We start from the raw sequence: 19,467 nt of genomic DNA on the forward strand, positions 1-19,467 counted from the left end.
CTCGCCTCCCTAGATATCGAAGGCAGGATCATCATGACCTCCCCCCGTTCCGTCTCCGTCGCCGAGACCATCGACGAGTACCTCGCCCGCGCCGACTGGCGGGTCAACGCGAACGCGAACCAGGGGTACTCGCTGGGCGGCATGATCCTGAACGCGGCGGGAAAGCTCATCGCCAACTACTGGCTCGACGAGGTCTACGCACCCGAGGCGGGCACCGCACACCGCGAGGGCGACCTCCACATTCACGACCTCGACGTCTTCGCCGGCTACTGCGCCGGGTGGTCGCTGCGCATGGTGCTCGAACAGGGCTTCAACGGCGTGCCCGGCAAGATCGCCTCGGCACCTCCCCGCCACTTCTCCAGCGCCCTCGGCCAACTGGTCAACTTCCTCGGGACGCTGCAGAACGAGTGGGCCGGTGCGCAGGCGTTCAGCTCGTTCGACACGTATCTGGCCCCCTACGTGCGCATCGACGACCTGAGCTACAACGAAGTGCGCCAGGCGATGCAGGAGTTCATCTTCAACCTCAACGTGCCGTCCCGCTGGGGCACGCAGACACCGTTCACCAACCTGACCTTCGACTGGGTCTGCCCCGACGACCTCGCAGATCAGCATCCCCTCGTCGGCGGCCGGGTGCAGGCGTTCGCCTACGGCGACCTGGCCGCAGAGATGGCCGTCATCAACCGCGCCTTCATCGATGTGATGACCGAGGGCGACCAGGACGGCCGCGCCTTCACGTTCCCCATCCCGACCTACAACATCACGAAGGACTTCGACTGGCACGGCCCCAACACCGACGCCCTCTTCGCGATGACCGCCAAGTACGGCCTGCCCTACTTCCAGAACTTCGTGACCTCCGACCTCGACCCGCACATGATCCGCTCGATGTGCTGCCGGCTGCAACTCGACCTCACCGAGCTGCTCAAGCGCGGAAACGGACTGTTCGGCTCCGCCGAGCAGACCGGGTCGATCGGCGTCGTGACCATCAACTGCGCGCGCCTCGGGTTCGTGCACTCCGGCGACGAGGATGCCGCCATCGCCCGCCTCGACGAACTGCTCGAGATCGCCCGCGACAGCCTGGTCGCCAAGCGCGCCGTCATCGCCCGCCACCTCGACGGCGGCCTCTTCCCCTACACGCAGCGCTACCTCGGCACGCTCGACAACCACTTCTCCACGATCGGCGTCAACGGCCTCAACGAGTACGTCCGCAACTTCACGCGCGATGCCGACGACATCACCACCGCACGCGGCATGAGCCTGGCCACGCGCCTGCTCGACCACGTCCGCGCGCGCATGGTCGAGTTCCAAGAGCAGACCGGGCACATGTTCAACCTCGAGGCGACGCCCGCCGAAGGAACGACGTACCGGTTCGCGAAGGAAGACATCGCGCGCCTTCCCGGCATCCGCCATGCGGGCACCGCCGACAATCCTTACTACACGAACTCGTCACAGCTGCCCGTCGGCTACACGAGCGACCCCTTCCTGGCCATGCAGATGCAGGAGGCGCTGCAGGCGAAGTACACCGGCGGAACGGTGCTGCACCTCTACATGGGAGAAGCGATGCCGTCGGCCGAGGCCTGCCGCGAACTCGTCCGCCGGTCGCTGTCGCGCTTCCGACTGCCGTACATCACGGTGACACCCACCTTCTCGATCTGTCCCCGTCACGGCTACCGGTCCGGCCACCACGAGCAGTGCCCCGACTGCGGGGCCGCGTGCGAGGTGTGGACGCGCGTGATGGGTTACTTCCGGCCGATCGCCAGCTTCAACATCGGGAAGAAGGGCGAAGCTGAGGAGCGGGAGTACTTCTCCGCTGCCCTTCCCGCCGAGGAGGCGACATGGTCCGCACCGCTGCAGCCTGCGAACTGAACATCGCGGGGGTCACGGCGTTCTCGACCGTGGACTGGCCCGACATGATGACCGCGACGGTCTTCCTGCAGGGCTGCCCGTGGAACTGCTTCTATTGCCACAACCCGGCGCTCATCGATCCGCGGGCGGAGGGCGCCGTCACGTGGGCCGACGTCACCGACCTGCTCTGCGAACGGATGGGACTGCTCGACGGCGTTGTCTTCTCCGGCGGCGAGCCCACCCTGCAGCACGCGCTGGTTCCGGCGATGCAGATGGTGCGCACGCTCGGCTTCCGGGTGGGCCTGCACACCGCGGGCGCCTACCCGGGGCTGCTGGCTCGTGCGCTGCCCTACGTCGATTGGGTGGGACTGGACATCAAAGCCGCGCCCGACGACTACGCCACCGTCACCGGCCGCGCCCCCAGCGGCGGACACGCCTGGCGCTCGCTCGAACTCGTGCTCGGCAACCGGCTGCTGCGCGCTGGATCGGATCACCCGCTCGACTACGAGGTGCGCACCACCGTGCACCCGGCGGCGATCGACGACGCGGGACTCCGCGAGCTCGGATGCCGTCTCGCCGACGCGGGCGTCGACACGTGGGCCGTGCAGCGGTTCCGCGAGACGGGAGCTCGACAGCCACTGCCCCGCGTGAGCGCGACGGATGCCGAGGCTGCTCCCCTGCGCTTGGACGACCTGCCAGTCGAGCGGTTCCGCTCGCTGGTCATCCGCTGAGGGCGGGGCAGGAGCGCAGACGCGCGCTCAGCGCTGGCGACGCTCGCGCACCCGCATGTTGACGACGATCGGGGTGCCCTCGAAGCCGAAGATCTCGCGCAGGCGCCGCTGGATGAATCGGCGGTAGCCCGGGTCGAGGAATCCGGTGGTGAACAGCACGAAGGTCGGCGGACGGGTGCCCGCCTGCGTGCCGAAGAGGATGCGCGGCTGCTTGCCTCCGCGCAGCGGATGCGGGTGCTCCGCGATGAGCTCGGCGAGGAACGCGTTGAACTTTCCGGTCGGAATGCGCTGATCCCACGATTCGAGCGCCGTCTCCAGCGCGGGGACGAGCTTGTCGAGGTGGCGGCCGGTACGGGCCGAGATGTTCACGCGCGGAGCCCACGCGACGTGCGCGAGGTCCTGCTCGATCTCGCGTTCCAGATAGCGGCGCCGGTCGGCGTTCTCCATGTCGTCGTCGTTGAGGCGATCCCACTTGTTGAACGCCAGCACGAGCGCCCGCCCCGACTCGAGCACGAGGTCGATGATGTTGAGGTCCTGCACGCTGATCGACTGCGAGACGTCGAGCACGACGACGGCCACCTCGGCCTTCTCGAGCGCGGCCGAGGTGCGCAGCGACGCGTAGAAGTCGGCGCCCTGCTGCAGGTGCACCCGACGGCGGATGCCGGCGGTGTCGACGAAGCGCCACAGCTTGCCGCCGAGTTCGACGACCTCGTCCACCGGGTCGCGCGTGGTGCCGGCGAGCTCGTTGACGACGACGCGCTCCTCACCTGCGGCCTTGTTCAGCAGTGAGGACTTGCCGACGTTGGGGCGGCCGAGGATCGCGACGCGACGCGGTCCGCCGAGCTCGCCCTTGGCGACCGCCGAGACCTCCGGCAGCACCTTCATGACCTCGTCGAGCAGGTCGGCGACCCCGCGACCGTGGATGGCCGACACGGGGTGCGGCTCACCGAGGCCCAGGTTCCACAGCGCCGCGGCCTCGGGCTCCTGGCGGGCGTCGTCGATCTTGTTCGCGACGAGGAAGACCGGCTTCTTCGTCGTGCGCAGCAGCTTCACGACGGCCTCGTCGGTCGCGGTGGCGCCGACCATGGCGTCGACGACGAACAGCACCACATCGCACAGGTCGATGGCGACCTCGGCCTGCGCCGCGACTGAGCGGTCGATGCCGCGCGCGTCTGGCTCCCAACCGCCGGTGTCGACGAGCGAGAAGCGGCGATCCATCCACTCGGCCTTGTAGGTGACGCGGTCACGCGTGACGCCCGGGGTGTCCTCGACGACCGCCTCGCGCCGGCCGAGGATGCGGTTCACCAGCGCCGACTTGCCGACGTTCGGACGGCCGACGATCGCGACGACCGGCAGCGCGGGCAGCATCTCGACGACCTCGCCGCCGGCGGTGAAGCCGGCGAGCAGGTCGTCGTCCTCCTCGTCCAGGTCGTAGTCGGCGAGCGACGCGCGCAGCGCGGCGGCCCGCTGTTCGGCGAGCTCCTCGTCGAGGTTCGCGAGCTTCTCTTCGATCTGGTCGGGACCGGCCTCGTACTCGTCTTCAGCGGCCATCGTGGTTCTCCTGTGGGGTGGGGACAGTCGCAGAGATCACGTCGAGGACGGCCTCCACGGTCTGAGCGAAATCGAGATCGGTCGAATCGACGACCGTCACGCCGTCGGCGGCGGTGAGGAAGTCGACGACGGCACTGTCGGCGGCATCCCGGCGGTGCAGCGCCGCAGCGACGGCGCCGGCGTCTTCGCCGGACAGCTCCGCGCTGCGCCGGGCGGCGCGCACGTCGGGTGCGGCGGTGAGGAGGATCCGCACCGGCGCGTCGGGGGCGACGACGGTGGTGATGTCGCGGCCTTCGACGACGACACCGGGACGGCCCGACTCGCGGACGAGCCGGCGGAACAGCTCGTTGACCTGCGCGCGCACGGCGGGAACGCGCGCGACGCCGCTGACGGCGGCGGTCACCCGCGGCTCACGGATCGCGGCGGTGACGTCGGTCTCTCCCACCCGCACCCAGTAGTCGTCGGGGTCGAGCGAGATGGCGTAGGGGAAGTCGGATGCCGCAGCCACCACGACCGCTTCGTCCGCCGTGTCGGAGGCAGCGCCCGTCCCCCGCGCCAGCACGTGCCATGCGAGGGCACGGTAGGCGGCGCCGGTGTCGAGGTAGCCGTAGCCGCGTGCGCGCGCGACCTGTTTGGACACGCTGGACTTGCCCGAACCGGCGGGCCCGTCGATGGCGATGGTGAGGGTCATGAGGGCAGGCTCGCGATCTTCCAGCCGCGTGCGAGAAGGCCCTCCTCGGCGTGACGGACGATGGTCGGGTCGACACTGATCTCGGCCAGACCGAACTGCGCTCCGGGCGAATGCTCCAGGCGCAGGTCTTCGACGTTGACCCCGAGCTCGCCGAGCTCGCCGAACAGGCGTCCGAGCTGCCCCGGCGTGTCGTCGACCATGACGACGAGACTCTCGTATCGCCGGTTCTGCCCGTGCTTGCCGGGAAGACGCTCCACCCCGTCATTGCCGCGACGGATCGTGTCGGCGACGGCGCGACGTGCGCCGGGGGCGTCGGGGGCGCGGAGGGCGTCGGCCACGGCGCGCAGGTCATCGGAGAGTGCGTCGAGCACGTCGACGACCGGGGCGGAGTTGGCGCCCAGGATCTGCACCCACAGCTCGGGCGCCGAGGCCGCGATACGCGTGGTGTCGCGCACGCCCTGCCCGGCCAGACGCAGCGAGCCGTCGGGGGCGTCGACGAACCGCCCGGCCAGCAGCGATGCCACCAGCTGCGGCACGTGCGACACGAGCGCGACGGCGCGGTCGTGCTCTTCCGGCGTCATCTCGATGGGAGTCGCGCCGAGGTCGAGGGCGAGTCCCTCGACGAGGGCCAAATCGGATGCCGGAGTCTCGGCATCGCGGCAGACGACCCACGGACGGCCCACGAAGATGTCCGCGCGCGCCGAGATGGCCCCGCCGCGTTCACGACCCGCCATCGGGTGCGAGCCGATGTAGTGCGTGAGGTCGACGCCGCGCTCCCGGAGCTCGTGCAGAGGGTCGAGCTTGACGCTGGCGACATCGGTGACGACGGCATCCGGGAATGCGGCCAGCTCGTCGGCGACGACGTCGGCCGTCACGTCCGGCGGAACGGCGACGACGACCAGCAGCGGGCGGTCGTCGTCACTTGCCGCACGACCGGCACCGTAGTCGATCGCGAGCCGCAACTGGGCGGGCGACGCGTCGGCGAGGGCGACGTCGACGCCGAGCGCGCGCAACGCATGGCCGATGCTGGCACCGAGCAGCCCGGCACCGACGATCCGGACCGTGCCGGAGGTGCGGGCCGCGCGGGTGCGCAGATCGGCAACGGCCTGTTCGGTCACTGTTCTCCGCCTCAGCTGTCCCCGGGCGGCGTGGGCGCCGCCTGGCGCGCCACGGTGAGCAGCGCGCCGCGTTCCACTGTAGTCAACTCGCGGGCACGCCCCGCCGGGAGGGTTCCCAGGTGGAGCGGCCCGAACTGACGCCGTACGAGGTCGAGCACGGGGTGACCGACGGCGGCCATCATGCGCCGGACGATGCGGTTGCGTCCGGAGTGCAGCGTGAGCTCGACGAGGGAAGTGCCCCCGGACGTGTCGAGCAGGCGCGCCTTGTCGGCGGCGATCGGACCGTCCTCCAGGTCGACGCCCGCGGTCAGCTGTGCGATCGTCTGGGCGGTCACGCGACCTGTGACCTTAGCGATGTAGACCTTCGTGACCCCGAAGGAGGGGTGAGCCAGCACATGGGCGAGCTCGCCGTCGTTGGTCAGCACGAGCAGTCCCGAGGTCTCGGCATCCAGCCGGCCGACGTTGTAGAGCCGCTCGTCCCAGTCCTTCGTGAAACGGCGGAGGTCAGGTCGGCCCTGCTCGTCCTTCATCGACGAGACGACGCCGGTCGGCTTGTTGAGCATGACGTAGCGCTTGGTGGTGTCGAGCTGGATCGCGGTGCCGTCCACATCGACGAGGTCGGATGCCGGGTCGATGCGGCGTCCGAGCTCGGTGACGACCTCTCCGTTCACGCGGATCCGGCCCTCGACGATGTACTGCTCGCAGACCCGACGCGAGGCGACTCCGGCATTGGCGAGCACCTTCTGCAGGCGCACGCCCTCGGCATCCGCTGTGTTCGTCATCGCAGCACCTCCGCGTCGAAACCGTCCGAGCCGTCGTCGAGCAGCGGCGAGATGTGCGGCAGCTCGTCGAGGGAGTTGATGCCCAGGTTCACCAGCAGCGCGTCGGTCGTGCCGTAGTTGATCGCGCCGGTCTCGGGGTCGGTGAACAGCTCGGTGATGAGGCCTCGCGCCAGCAGCGTGCGCACCACCGAGTCGACGTTGACGGCGCGGATCGAGGCGACCTGGCTGCGTGTGACGGGCTGCTTGTACGCGATGACGGCGAGCGTCTCCAGCGCCGCCTGCGACAGGCGCGACGGGGCCTGGCCGCCGACGTACTCGGCGATGAGGTCGTCGTGCTCATCGCGCACGTACAGCCGCCAGCCGCCACCCACTTCGCGAAGCTCGAAACCGCGGCGAGGGCCGCCCGTCTCGCCGTCGTAGTCGGCGACGAGCGTTTCGACGGCCTGACGAACGGTCGGCACGGGGGCACCGACGGCGGCGGCGAGGGCGACGAGGCTCTGCGGCTCGTCGACGATCAGCAGGACGGCCTCGATGCGGCGCGCGACATCAGCGGGCTCCTGTGAGCGCACCGGTGGGGCGGTGTCGTTGTCGGTCTCAGTGGTCATAGTCGGCTCCCAGGGTGGCGAGGTTCTCTTCGGACCACCGCTCGGCGGTCCAGCGCAGGGTGAGCTCGCCGAGCGGCTCGAGCTGCTCGAACGAGAGGGCGGCGTGACGGTAGAGCTCGAGCACCGCGAGGAAGCGCGCGACGACGACACCGGTCTGCGCGACCCCGGCGACGAGCTCTCGGAAGTTGAGGGTTCCGGCGTCACGCAGCAGCGTCACGACGATCGCGGCCTGCTCGCGGATGGATACGAGCGGCGCGTGCAGGTGGTCGAGCCCGACGTGCGGAATCTCCTTGGGGGCGAAGGCGAGCATCGCGAGGGCGGCGAAGTCCTCTTTCGACAGCGTCCAGACGAGCTCGGGAACGGCGCGACGGTACTTCTCGTCGAGGCGCACCGCGCGCACGTGCCGCCGGTCTTCGCGGCGGAGGCTCCGTTCGAACCAGGCCGACACCTCCTTGAACGCGCGGTACTGCAGCAGCCGCGCGAACAGCAGGTCGCGCGCTTCGAGCAGGGCGACGGACTCGGCATCCACGAGCTCGCCCTGCGGCAGCAGGCCCGCGACCTTCATGTCGAGCAGCGTCGCCGCCACGACGAGGAACTCGGAGGCCTGATCCAGTTCGTCGTCGGACTCGAGACCCTTCAGATACGCGATGAACTCGTCGGTGACCGTGCTGAGGGAGATCTCGGTGATGTCGAGCTCATGCTTGCCGAGCAGCGTCAGCAGAAGGTCGAACGGGCCGTCGAAGTTGCCGAGGGAGACCCGGAACCCGGTCGACTCGCTCTCCGGGGCGGTCGGACTCTCCGCGGTGACGACCTCGGGGTCGTCAGGCGACGGCGCCACGAGCCACCAGCTCCCGCGCGAGGCGCAGGTAGGCCTGGGCGGCGGCGTGCTCCGGGGCGAACGTCGTGATGGGAACGCCCGACACCGACGCGTCCGGGAACTTCACCGTGCGCCCGATCACCGTCTCGAGGACGTCGTCGCCGAACGCCTCCACGACGCGCTCGAGCACCTCGCGCGAGTGGAGCGTGCGCGGGTCGTACATCGTCGCGAGCACGCCGTCCAGCTCGATCGCCGGGTTGAGCCGGTCGCGCACCTTGTCGATCGTCTCGATGAGCAGGGCGACCCCGCGCAGGGCGAAGAACTCGCACTCCAGCGGGATGAGCACGCCGTGGCTCGCCGTGAGCGCGTTGACCGTCAGCAGACCCAGGGAGGGCTGGCAGTCGATGAGGATGACGTCGTACTCCCCCGCGACCTTGCGCAGCACGCGGGCGAGGATCGTCTCACGGGCGACCTCGTTGACGAGGTGCACCTCCGCCGCCGACAGGTCGATGTTCGCCGGAATGACGTCGAGGCCTTCGACCGAGGTGTGCACGATCGTCTCGTGCGGATCGCGCTTCGTGTCCAGCAGCAGGTCGTAGATCGTCGGGATGTCGTGGGTCTGGATGCCCAGGCCCGCCGAGAGCGCACCCTGCGGATCGAAGTCGATGGCGAGGACGCGTCGCCCGTACTGGGCGAGCGAGGCGGCCAGGTTGATCGTGGTCGTCGTCTTGCCGACGCCGCCCTTCTGGTTGCACAGGGCGATGATGCGCGCGGGGCCGTGCGCCGACAGCGGCGGCGGGGTCGGGAAGCCCTGGTACGGCCGACCGGTGGGACCGATGGGCACGTCCTCCGAGAGGGCCTTCTTCGTCCCCCGCGTCTTATCCGCCACCGACACTCCTGCTTCCTGATGCCCTTCCCAGGGCCGGACGGACCTGCGCCGCCGTGTTCCTCGATTCTCGCACAGGGTGGCGGCGGCTCAGCCGAGGCCCCGCAGGGTGTCGACGTCGACGAGCCCGGCGTGAAGCCCTCCACCGGCGATCAGCGACGGGATCGATACGGTCCGGATCTCGTTCTCGACGACGTCGCGTGCGTGCTGGAGGGATGCCGCGACCTCCGGCGATCCGGTGAGGGCGGCGATCCGCGCGACATCGTCCGCGGTGTAGCCGTCGTCGGTCAGCCACTGCTGCAGTCGCTGGGTCGCGTCGGCGGCGCTCGCGGCGTTCATCCATTCCTGGGTCGTGGTGCCGTCGGACGCCTGCGTCGTGAACAGCTGCTCGAGGATGTACCAGTCCCCGGTCTGTGCGGCAGCGGCGTTCGACGCGCCCGCGGCCCCGCGTTCGGCCTCGAACGCGCGGGTCGCGGCGAGATAGGTGGCGACCAGCTGCGAGTTGGCGAACTTGTCACCGAAGCCGCCGCGGATCGGATACGCGAGGTAGGTCACGTTGTGTGTGCCGTCGAAGCCGGCGTCGCGCATGTTGCGGAACAACTGCGCGCAGTAGCGGCATCCGGGATCGAGAACCTCCAGCGCCGTGGGACGCCCGGCGGTGTACCCGCCGAGATAGGTGGCGTCGGCGGAGGCGAAGTCCGCGGCATCCCAGGTGCGCAGTCGACTCGGGATCGTCGCGATCGTGTCGCCCACCGACGCGAACTCGCGTCCGAAAGCGCCGAAGACGTCGCCCTCTCCGATCGACTCCCAGAAGCCGGGCTGGCCGGCGTCGATCGAGCACGCCTGCGCGGCCAGCGAGCAGGCCTGCGCGTTCTGCTTGTCGCAGGTGCCGTAGACGAAGAGGTTCAGGCCGCTGCGCCCGACGAGATAGAGGCTGACGACGAGGCTCAGCACCATGAGCCACGCGACCACCTCGATCGCGATGCTGGCCGGACGCACCAGTCGCGGCGCCCGCAGCGCCAGAGGCGCCAGCAGCGAGTTCTTGACGTCGTCGCGGAACGTCGTGTCGCACGGACGCATGGTCACCCGGCGCCACGCGCAGCTCCACGCCGTGCCGAGAAGCCTGCGGTATTTTGCCGATACCGCCGAGAGCACCAGCACGACGATGAACGCGACGATGCAGACCATGTCACAGTCCCTTCATCATCGCGGTCATGACCTCGAGCGTGCGGTCGATGTCCGCGTCGGTGTTGTGGGCGCCGACGCTGAAGCGCACGAGCGGCCCGAGGCCGCGGCGCTCGAGAATCCAGTAGTGGGCGCAGAACGCGCCGCTGCGGACGGCGATGCCGGCGCGCGCGAGGAAGGCGGCGAGCCGGTGCCCGTCGACGCGCTCGGGCAGCACCGAGATCACCGGCGACGCCGCACCGACCATCTGCAGACGCGGCAGCGCGGCGAGGCCGTCGTGAAGTCGCGCGCCCAGTCGGGCTTCGTACGCGGACAGTGTCTCGCCGCCGGCGCCGCGGACGTCGCCCAGCCAGTCCAATGCAGCCCCGAACCCGATGATCTCCGCCCATGCCTGCAGACCCGGTTCGAGCCGCGTGTGGGGGTCGGGCAGCAGGGCGAAGTCGTCGGCCGTGACGGCACTGACCTGGCCGCCGCCCACCAGGACGGGATCGAGTGAGAGCAGCAGCTCACGGGTGGCGACGACCACACCGAGCGAGGGGCCGTACATCTTGTGCGCCGAGAAGCAGATCGCGTCGGCGTCGAGACCGCGAAGAGCGTCGAGCGCGTGACCCGCCGCCTGAGCCGCGTCGACGATCACGATGCCGCCCCCGCGGTGCACACTCGCGATGAGCTCGCGAAGGTCCGGCGTCACGGCACCGATCACGTTGTCCATCGCCGACACGACCACGACGGCGTCCCGCACCGCCTCGGGATCGACGAGCACGCGGGCGTCGTCGTCTCGCTCCACGACGACGCGCGGGATGCCGGCACGCCGCGCGGCCGCGATCGTCGAGAGGAACACGGCGTTGTGCTCGGTGACGGTCGTGACGATACGCGCGAAGCGCCCGGGCGGAAGTGCCGACAGCAGCAGGTTGAGTCCGTACGTCGTGTTCAGTGTGAAGGCGCACGAGTAGTGGCGGGGAGACACCCCCAGGGTGGCCAGGACCCGCTCTCGGACCCGTGCCACCTCGGCATCGACCCGGCGCCCCGCGTCGTAGCGCACACGCCCTCCGCAGGCGTAGAGGCGCTGGTAGTAGTCCTGGACGGCGTCGATCACCGGCTGCGGTCGCAGCGTCTGGCAGGCGGAGTCGAGGTAGACCTCGTCGGCACTCAGATACCCGAAGCCCGGTCGGCCGCCGGCTGCGGCCGTCGGCGCGCCGGACGCGCGGTCGGCGTGCCGGCCGAACAGGCCTCGTCGGGTCGGTCGGCGCGCGGCATCCATTCCGCCATTGTGGTCGGACCTCTCGGGTCCGCGTCGGGGCTCCGGCCGTGAAAGATCCGGACGCCGCCGAGGTTCAGATGAGACTGCCGATGACGTCCAGTCGCACCTGGGCCGCCACCGCGATCACGAGGTAGTCCAGCACGACGACCAGGGGAAGCCACGACAGCACGGCGACGCCGATGCGCCGCACGCCGGCCGCACTGCCCCAGACGCCGTCGGCCAGGGTCCACCCCAGCACCGTCCAGAACAGCGGGATCGTCACGAGCCAGATGACCATGCACCAGGGGCACAGCGAGCCGTACTCGAAGACACTGCGGTAGGCGAGCACGTGCACGAACACGAACGCGCCGGCGACGAAGATCGCGTACACGCGCCAGAACCACGTACGCAGCCCTCCGGGCGCGGCGAGGGCCGAGACACCGGCGTAGACCGGCCCGAAGAACAGCATGATGCCGATGATCGCGTTGCTGAATCCCAGCAGGTTGCCACCCGGCGACAGCAGGTTCGGCCCGCACGTCACGATCGGGCTGATGCTGCAGCTGATCAGCGGCGTGCCACCGGTCAGCTGGCCGATGTACTCCAGGTACAGCAGAAACGCGACGATGCCGCCGAGCGCCCCGGCGACGATCCACCAGATCGCAAGACCGCGCCCCGGAAGGTGAAGGCGAGGCGTCGCGGCGGTGGTCGCGGGGGCGGAAGGCGCAACGATCATGGCGCCATCGTCTCTCGCCGTCGGTCGTCGCGTCGTCTCGATGCGCCGTATTTATACCGCCGCGGCGGCGGGAGCCGACATCCGCGCGCGGCTCAGCGTGCCCGCGGGTGCGACGTGAGGTACACGTCGCGCAGGGCGTCGACGGTCACGTGCGTGTAGATCTGCGTCGTCGCCACCGATGCGTGACCGAGCAGTTCCTGCACGACGCGCACGTCGGCCCCGCCCTGCAGGAGGTGCGTCGCGAAGGAGTGCCGGAAGGTGTGCGGCGACACGTGCGCGCGCAGGCCCGCCCGCTCGGCCGCCGCCTGAATGATCAGCCACGCACTCTGGCGCGACAGAGGCGCCCCACGCGCGCCGAGGAACAATCGCGGGGTCGCGTGCCCGCGACGTGAAAGTTCCGGGCGCGAGCGCGCCAGATAGGCGTCGACGGCGGCCCGAGCGTACGAGCCGACCGGCACGATGCGCTCCTTCTGTCCCTTTCCGCGTACGCGAAGCAGATCGGCGTCGCCGGCGATGTCATCGACGTCGAGCTGCATCACTTCCGAGACGCGCGCGCCGGTGGCGTAGAGCAGTTCGAGCAGGGCGCGGTCGCGAAGTCGGATCACATCGGTCTCGGTCGCGGCGCCGGGTGCGGGGCCCGCGGCATCCAGGAGCGCGCCGATCTGATCGATCGTCAACGCCTTCGGCAGGCGCTGGGGGGTCTTCGGCGGGGTCAGGCGATCGCTCGCGTCCGACGTCTCGATGCCCTCCCGCACGAGGAAGCGGTGCAGGCCGCGCACCGATGACTGCAACCGCGCCAGAGACGTCGCCGCGGGCGGCGGATCAGCAGCGGCGCGATCGGCGGCGAACTGCGCGACGAGCGCCGGAGTGATCGCCGACGTGTCCTCGACGCCTGCTACCGCAAGCCACTCGCGATAGCCTTCGAGGTCACGGCGGTAGGCCGCGATCGTGTGCTCGGAGAGCCCGCGCTCGATCGTGATGTGACGCAGGTACGCGTCGACCGCACGCTCGAGCCTCACCGCGTCACCGGCCGCGGGGAACGCTCACCGACACGCGTCATCGCGCGAAGCCGGATCCGTCCTCGCCGATGCGCCGCGACCGCCGCGGCCAGGGAGCGTCGCCCGGAGCCAGCGTCACCCAGTCCCGCGCACGCGACGCGTGGGCGGCGAGCGTGCCGACGACCAGAGACGGATTCTGCACGCGGCGCGCGAGCACGGCGTCGACGACCTCGTCCAGAGGCACCCACCGCACCTCGATGTCGGCTTCCTCCGCCTCCCGCGCGAACGTCTCGTCCGCCGCACGCAGGTCGCGCGCGAGGTAGATGCGGATGGTCTCGTCGCTGCCGCCGGGCGAGGTCATGAACTCCCCCAGCACGTGCCAGGATGCTGCGACCAGGTCCGCCTCCTCGGCGAGCTCACGCTGGGCCGCCACGAGCGGCGACTCCCCTCCGATGTCGAGCAGCCCCGCCGGGATCTCCCAGTCGCGCAGTCGCACGGGGTGACGGTACTGCTTGATGAGCAGCACCCGATCGTTCTCGTCGAGCGCGAACACCGCCACCGCGCCGGTGTGATCCATGTACTCGCGAACGATGGACGTCCCGTTGTAGGCGAGTTCGTCGCGACGGATGTTCCATACCCGACCGACGAACGGCGTCTCACTGCGGACGACCTCGACGTCCACTGCCTCGTCGGCCAGCGGCTCCGCACCGCTCGGATCAGTCACCCTCCACCTCGAAGAGCTCGCTCGAGCGGTGCCGCTCCAGTGCCGCCGCGATGAGACCGCGGAACAGCGGGTTCGCCTCGGTCGGCCGCGAACGCAGTTCGGGGTGGGCCTGCGTGGCGATGTAGTACGGGTGCACCTCGCGCGGCAGCTCGACGTACTCGACGAGCCCATGGTCGGGCGACAGCCCCGAGAACCACATGCCGGCGTCGGCGATCTGATCGCGGTAGCGGTTGTTGACCTCGTAGCGGTGGCGGTGACGCTCGCTGGCACGCTCGGCGCCATACACCTCCGCCGCCAGCGACCCCTCGGCCAGCTCGGCCTCGTAGAGCCCGAGCCGCATCGTGCCGCCCATGTCGCCGTGGTCGATGATGTCGACCTGCTCGGCCATCGTCGCGATCACCGGGTGGGTGGTGTCGGGATCGAACTCACTGGACGACGCCCCCTCGATGCCGGCGACGTTGCGCGCGTACTCGATGACCATGCACTGCAGTCCCAGGCAGATGCCGAGCGTGGGAATGCCCTGCTCGCGGGCGAAGCGCAGCGCGCCGAGCTTGCCCTCGATACCGCGGATGCCGAAGCCACCGGGAACGACGATGCCGTCGAGCGCGCCGAGCGCCTTCTCGGCACCCTCGGGCGTCTCGCAGAGGTCGGAGGCGATCCACTGCACCTGGACCTTCGTCTCCTGCGCGAATCCTCCGGCTTTGAGGGCCTCGGTGACCGACAGGTACGCGTCCGGAAGATCGATGTACTTGCCGACGAGCCCGATCGTCACCTCGTGCTTGGGGTTGTGGACCGCGTTGAGCACCTTGCTCCAGCGCGTCCAATCGACCTCGGCGGCCTTGTTCGTAAGGCCCAGCGCGTCGACGATGTAGCCGTCGAGGCCCTGCTCGTTGAGCATGGTCGGAATGTCGTAGATCGACGGCACGTCCACCGCGTTGACCACGGCATCCTCGTCCACGTCGCACATCAGCGCGATCTTGCGCTTGTTCGATTCGGTGACGGGGCGGTCGCTGCGCAGCACGAGGGCGTCAGGCTGGATGCCGATGGAGCGCAGGGCCGCAACGGAGTGCTGCGTGGGCTTGGTCTTCTGCTCGCCGGACGCGCCCATGAACGGCACGAGCGAGACGTGCACGAAGAAGACGTTCTTGCGTCCGAGCTCATGGCGGATCTGACGCGCCGACTCGATGAACGGCTGCGACTCGATGTCGCCGACGGTGCCGCCGATCTCGGTGATGATGACATCGGGCTTGGGCGTCTCGTCGGCCTGCAGGCGCATGCGGCGCTTGATCTCGTCGGTGATGTGCGGGATGACCTGCACCGTGTCGCCGAGGTACTCGCCGCGGCGCTCGCGGGCGATCACCTGGGAGTAGATCTGCCCCGTGGTCACGTTGGCGGCCTGACTCAGCTCGATGTCGAGGAAGCGCTCGTAGTGGCCGATGTCGAGGTCGGTCTCCGCGCCGTCGTCGGTGACGAACACCTCGCCGTGCTGGAACGGGTTCATCGTGCCCGGGTCGACGTTCAGGTACGGGTCGAGCTTCTGCATCACCACGCGCAGTCCGCGCGCTGTCAGCAGATTACCCAAAGACGCGGCGGTCAGACCCTTCCCCAAAGACGAAACGACACCGCCCGTCACGAAGATGTGCTTGGTGGTGTCGCTTGAAGTCTTGCCCGCCGTCTTACCTGCTGAATGAGTGTCCGTCACGGGCTTTCATCCTATCAGTCCGGAGTGGCCGAGGCTCAGAAGCTCCCGGGCGTGCTCGAGCGCGGTCGTCGAATCGGCCAGGCCGGACAGCAGCCGCGCCATCTCGGCCTCGCGGTCGGCGCCGGTGAGCGCGCGCACGCTCGAGGCGGTGACCGAGCCGTCGCCGGCCTTGACGACGCTGAGATGGTTCGAGGCGAAAGCGGCGACCTGGGCGAGGTGCGTGACCACGATGACCTGGCTCGTCTCGGCGAGGCGGGCGAGGCGGCGCCCCACCTCGATCGCCGCGGCACCGCCGATCCCGGCATCCACCTCGTCGAACACGAACGTGGGCACCCCGCCGGTGCCCGCGATGACGACCTCGATCGCGAGCATGACGCGGCTGAGCTCACCGCCGGACGCGCTCTTGGCGACCGGGCGGGGCTCGGCGCCGGGATGCGGCGCCAGCAGAATCGTGACCTCGTCCCGACCGGATGCCGAGGCGACTGCCTCCTCGACGGCGACGACCACCCGCGCGTCGGGCAGCGCCAGGGCGTGCAGCTCCTCGGTCACGGCGGCAGCCAGACGCTCCGCCGCCGCACGCCGGGCGGCGGTGAGCCGCGCTGCGGCCGCGTCCAGCGCGGCCGCAGCTTCGCGCTCGTCGTCCTGCAGACGCGCGATCCGCTCGCCGTCGTCATCGAGCTCGGCCAGTCGGAACGCGCCCGATCGGGCCAGTTCGAGTGCGGCGTCCAGGCTGCCGTGGGCTCGCACGATGCTCGTCACGGCGGCGCGGCGCTCTTCGACCGCGGCGAGTTCGTGGGGGCCGGCATCGTCCAGATCGGCGAGGTACGCGCTCAGCTCTGTGGCGAGATCGGCGACCCGATACGAGATGTCGTCGAGTGTCGCGGCGTGGGCGGCCAGCACGGTGTCGGCGCGCACCGCCCGTTCCAGAGCACGACGCGCCTCGGCGATGAGTAGGCCCACGTCGGGAACGTCACCGCCGCCCGACAGTGCGTCGTGCGCAATGGCTGCCGCCTGACGCAGCGCCTCGACGTTCGCCAGTCTCTCGGCGCGGTGCGCGAGCTCGACGTCTTCGCCCGGTTGGGGATCGACCTGCTCGATCTCGGCGAGGGCGATGCGCAGCTGCTCGGCTTCGGCCGCGCGCGCCTGCGCATTGCCGGTGATCTCCGCGATGTGAGCGGCGAGCTCACGCTGCGCGGCGTAGGCCTGGCGGTACTCCTCCGCGACGGGCGCGATCTCGGCGGCGCCGAAGCGGTCCAGCGCATCACGCTGGGCCGCACTCGAACGCAACCGCAGTTGATCGGACTGGCCGTGGACGACCACGAGCTGCTCAGCGAGATCGGCGAGCACGCCCGCGGGCGCGGCGCGGCCGCCGACGCTCGCACGACTGCGCCCCTCGGCGGTGACCGTGCGCCCCAGATACAGCTCGGCACGCCCCCCACCGATCGGCTCGACCTCTCCCCCGGCATCCGTCACGCGGTCGGCCACCGGGCCCGACTCGGGAACCAGCCAGACGCCCTCGACGGCGGCCTGGGCCGCGCCCGCGCGGACGACGCCCGAGTCCGCGCGCGCTCCGAGCAGAAGACCGAGACCGGTGACGACCATCGTCTTGCCGGCGCCGGTCTCTCCGGTGATGGCCGTGAAGCCGGCACCCATCGGGAGGGTCGCGTCAGCGATGACACCGAGGTCGCGGAGCGTCATCTGCTCGATCACGCCCGGCCCTCCGCACTCGTCGGTCGCGTCGCGGAGGTCTCATCCGGACCCCGCCACCCGGTGACGGGCAGCTGGAACTTCCGGACGAGCCGGTCGGTGAAGGGCGCCGGATGCAGGCGAGCGAGGCGTACGGGGCGCGAGGACTTGCCCACGACGACGCGGGCGCCGGGCGGCAGGTCGTGCGAGCGTCGCCCGTCGCACCACATGATCCCGGTGCCGTCCGTGCGCGCCAGCACCTCGATCGCGACCGTCGCCTCCGGCCCCACCACGAGAGGGCGTGCGAACAGTGCGTGGGCCGACAGCGGAACCACGGCGATCGCTTCGACGGTCGGCCAGATCACCGGCCCGCCGGCGGAGAAGTTGTACGCCGTGGAGCCTGTCGGTGTGGCGATGACGACGCCGTCGCAACCGAAGCTCGAGAGAGGACGGCGGTCGATCTCCATGACGACCTCCATCATGCGCTCGCGCGCCGCCTTCTCGACCGTCGCCTCGTTGAGCGCCCACGTCTCGTAGATGACGTCGCCGCCGGCGTCTTTGACACGCACCGAGAGCGTCATCCGTTCCTCGACCTGGTAGTCGCAGGCGATGATCCGACGCATCGCGTCATCGATGTCGTCCGGATCGATCTCGGCGAGGAAGCCGACATGTCCCATATTGATACCGAGGATCGGAGCGGCACCGTCGCGCACGAGTTCGGCGGCGCGCAGAATCGTGCCGTCGCCGCCCAGCACCACCGCCAGCTCGATGTCGGCGACGGGCACGTCCGTTCCGAGGGCGGCGAGCGGGCCGAGATCAGAGAGTGCGTCAACGAGCTCCGGGTCGTCGACGGCGAGAACGGGACGCGCCTCGGCGGCGATGAGCGCAGCGATCACACGCCGAGCCGCTGCCACCGTGTCGTCGCGGCGCGCGTGCGCCACGACGAGGATGGAGCGCGGCACCGTCGAATCTGTCATACCGCTCCCGTCGCTTCGTCGATCGTCCTCAGCCATTCTGTCGGATTGCCGCTGGCGACCGGACCGTCACCGTGGCCGAGTGGAGGCTGATCGCGCCGACGCAGGTGGACGAGGTATTCGTGGTTGCCATGCGTGCCGGCGAGGGGCGAGGCGATGAATCCCGCCGTCGCCAGCCCCGCGTCCCACGCGGCCCACAGCACGCCGGCAGCCGCGTCGGAACGGGCCGCGGCATCCGTGACCAGTCCCTCACGAACGCCGGTCCGCCCCACCTCGAACTGCGGCTTGATTAGCAGAACGATGTCGCTCTCCGCCGTCGCGACGGCTGCGACAGCCGGCACCACGAGAGTGAGCGAGATGAACGACAGATCAGCGACGATCACCTCGGGATCGACCGCGAACCCGGCAGCCTCGGACAGCGACGCCGCCGTCATGTAGCGGACGTTGAACCCCTCGACGACGGTGACGTGCGCGTCGGCACGGATCACGGGCGCCAGCTGATCGTGGCCGACGTCCACGGCCACCACCCGGCGCGCACCGCGTTCGCGGAGAACCTGGGTGAACCCGCCCGTGGAGGCGCCGAGGTCGAGCGCTTCGCGTCCGGCCACTTGCACGTCGAAAGCATCCAGCGCAGACACGAGCTTGTGGGCCGCTCGGCTCACGTAATGGTCGGCACCGTCGACGACGAGAACCGCATCGTCCGACACCGGGGTCGACGGCTTGACGACATAGACGCCGTCGACGCTGACCAGACCCGCCTCGATGTCACGCACCGCCTGCGTGCGGGACCGCGAGAGGCCCCGAGACGCCAGCGCCGCGTCCAGTCGAGCCGTCACTGCGCGCCGTCGCGCGGGCCGGACTCCAGCCGGCGCGACAGATCATCGTGCAGCGCGGCATAGGCGGCCGCCCGCTCGGCGAGCGGCTGCTCCTCGATCACCTCGAGCGCGGACAGCAGGTCCTCGCGGCGGGCGTGCGAGTCGTCGGCGTTCATGGACATACCTTCCACGATAGTCGCCGGTGCCGACACGACCACGGCGCCGCCGCACGTCCCGCCATCGGCGGGGCCGGCGCGTGGAGTCGTGTTAACGGGAAATGGCCACCCAGCGTTGGGTGGCCATTTCCTGGAAAGAAGTCCGGCGGTGTCCTACTCTCCCACAGGGTCCCCCCTGCAGTACCATCGGCGCTGTGAGGCTTAGCTTCCG

Annotated in this window: 19 protein-coding genes and 1 rRNA gene; 2 read left to right on the forward strand and 18 right to left on the reverse strand. The window is 70.0% G+C overall.

What is annotated here, in order from left to right; genetic code table 11:
• Positions 1-33: 33 nt before the first annotated feature.
• Positions 34-1,863, forward strand: a complete 1,830-nt coding sequence (locus tag ACT53O_RS08970) for a ribonucleoside triphosphate reductase (protein ID WP_476151942.1) — start codon at positions 34-36, stop codon at positions 1,861-1,863.
• Positions 1,833-2,573 (forward strand): anaerobic ribonucleoside-triphosphate reductase activating protein, encoded by a 741-nt coding sequence (locus tag ACT53O_RS08975; RefSeq protein ID WP_135950123.1) that lies wholly within the window; start codon positions 1,833-1,835, stop codon positions 2,571-2,573. Before ACT53O_RS08970 ends, ACT53O_RS08975 begins: the two co-directional genes overlap by 31 nt.
• A 27-nt stretch (positions 2,574-2,600) precedes the next feature.
• Here ACT53O_RS08975 and der read toward each other — a convergent pair whose 3' ends face one another.
• The 18 genes from der to rrf form a co-directional block, all read right to left on the reverse strand.
• Complete coding sequence (der, locus tag ACT53O_RS08980) at positions 2,601-4,124, reverse strand: ribosome biogenesis GTPase Der (RefSeq protein ID WP_476151944.1); 1,524 nt, start codon at positions 4,122-4,124, stop codon at positions 2,601-2,603.
• Entirely contained in the window at positions 4,114-4,815 is a 702-nt protein-coding gene (gene cmk, locus ACT53O_RS08985; protein ID WP_039416357.1) for a (d)CMP kinase, read from the reverse strand. The genes der and cmk overlap by 11 nt, the downstream gene beginning before the upstream one ends.
• The gene (locus ACT53O_RS08990; protein WP_476151947.1) at positions 4,812-5,933 is read right to left on the reverse strand and encodes a prephenate dehydrogenase; all 1,122 of its coding nucleotides are present in this window, start codon (positions 5,931-5,933) and stop codon (positions 4,812-4,814) included. The genes cmk and ACT53O_RS08990 overlap by 4 nt, the downstream gene beginning before the upstream one ends.
• Positions 5,934-5,944: 11 nt before the next feature.
• Entirely contained in the window at positions 5,945-6,715 is a 771-nt protein-coding gene (locus tag ACT53O_RS08995; protein ID WP_039416355.1) for a pseudouridine synthase, read from the reverse strand.
• The gene (scpB, locus tag ACT53O_RS09000) at positions 6,712-7,320 is read right to left on the reverse strand and encodes an SMC-Scp complex subunit ScpB (protein ID WP_135950127.1); all 609 of its coding nucleotides are present in this window, start codon (positions 7,318-7,320) and stop codon (positions 6,712-6,714) included. Before scpB ends, ACT53O_RS08995 begins: the two co-directional genes overlap by 4 nt.
• Positions 7,310-8,158 carry a segregation and condensation protein A gene (locus tag ACT53O_RS09005; RefSeq protein WP_476151950.1) on the reverse strand — a complete coding sequence of 283 codons (849 nt, stop codon included), beginning with the start codon at positions 8,156-8,158 and terminating at the stop codon, positions 7,310-7,312. Before ACT53O_RS09005 ends, scpB begins: the two co-directional genes overlap by 11 nt.
• On the reverse strand, positions 8,142-9,026 hold the full coding sequence (locus ACT53O_RS09010; protein WP_036285194.1) for a ParA family protein: 885 nt from the start codon (positions 9,024-9,026) through the stop codon (positions 8,142-8,144). The genes ACT53O_RS09005 and ACT53O_RS09010 overlap by 17 nt, the downstream gene beginning before the upstream one ends.
• 87 nt (positions 9,027-9,113) lie before the next feature.
• On the reverse strand, positions 9,114-10,211 hold the full coding sequence (locus ACT53O_RS09015; RefSeq protein WP_135950129.1) for a hypothetical protein: 1,098 nt from the start codon (positions 10,209-10,211) through the stop codon (positions 9,114-9,116).
• 1 nt (position 10,212) lies between these two features.
• A complete protein-coding gene (locus ACT53O_RS09020) occupies positions 10,213-11,469 on the reverse strand; it encodes an aminotransferase class V-fold PLP-dependent enzyme (RefSeq protein ID WP_135950130.1) in 1,257 nt (418 codons plus the stop codon).
• A gap of 73 nt (positions 11,470-11,542) precedes the next feature.
• On the reverse strand, positions 11,543-12,181 hold the full coding sequence (locus ACT53O_RS09025) for a vitamin K epoxide reductase family protein (RefSeq protein WP_135950131.1): 639 nt from the start codon (positions 12,179-12,181) through the stop codon (positions 11,543-11,545).
• Positions 12,182-12,273: 92 nt separating this feature from the next.
• Complete coding sequence (gene xerD / locus ACT53O_RS09030) at positions 12,274-13,200, reverse strand: site-specific tyrosine recombinase XerD (protein WP_135950132.1); 927 nt, start codon at positions 13,198-13,200, stop codon at positions 12,274-12,276.
• Between the two features lie 37 nt (positions 13,201-13,237).
• The gene (locus tag ACT53O_RS09035) at positions 13,238-13,903 is read right to left on the reverse strand and encodes an NUDIX domain-containing protein (RefSeq protein ID WP_135950133.1); all 666 of its coding nucleotides are present in this window, start codon (positions 13,901-13,903) and stop codon (positions 13,238-13,240) included.
• A complete protein-coding gene (locus tag ACT53O_RS09040) occupies positions 13,896-15,605 on the reverse strand; it encodes a CTP synthase (protein WP_039416346.1) in 1,710 nt (569 codons plus the stop codon). Before ACT53O_RS09040 ends, ACT53O_RS09035 begins: the two co-directional genes overlap by 8 nt.
• A gap of 6 nt (positions 15,606-15,611) precedes the next feature.
• Positions 15,612-17,315, reverse strand: coding sequence for a DNA repair protein RecN (recN, locus tag ACT53O_RS09045; protein ID WP_476151954.1), 1,704 nt, complete (start codon positions 17,313-17,315; stop codon positions 15,612-15,614).
• Positions 17,312-18,268: an NAD kinase gene (locus ACT53O_RS09050; RefSeq protein ID WP_294947485.1), complete on the reverse strand. Its 957-nt coding sequence runs from the start codon at positions 18,266-18,268 to the stop codon at positions 17,312-17,314. Before ACT53O_RS09050 ends, recN begins: the two co-directional genes overlap by 4 nt.
• Positions 18,265-19,101 carry a TlyA family RNA methyltransferase gene (locus tag ACT53O_RS09055; protein WP_294947488.1) on the reverse strand — a complete coding sequence of 279 codons (837 nt, stop codon included), beginning with the start codon at positions 19,099-19,101 and terminating at the stop codon, positions 18,265-18,267. Before ACT53O_RS09055 ends, ACT53O_RS09050 begins: the two co-directional genes overlap by 4 nt.
• Positions 19,098-19,256: a hypothetical protein gene (locus ACT53O_RS09060; RefSeq protein WP_294947491.1), complete on the reverse strand. Its 159-nt coding sequence runs from the start codon at positions 19,254-19,256 to the stop codon at positions 19,098-19,100. Before ACT53O_RS09060 ends, ACT53O_RS09055 begins: the two co-directional genes overlap by 4 nt.
• A gap of 140 nt (positions 19,257-19,396) precedes the next feature.
• Positions 19,397-19,467 (reverse strand): 5S ribosomal RNA (rrf, locus tag ACT53O_RS09065); the annotation flags it as partial.

The sequence above is a fragment of the Microbacterium sp. DMC48 genome (assembly GCF_056313825.1).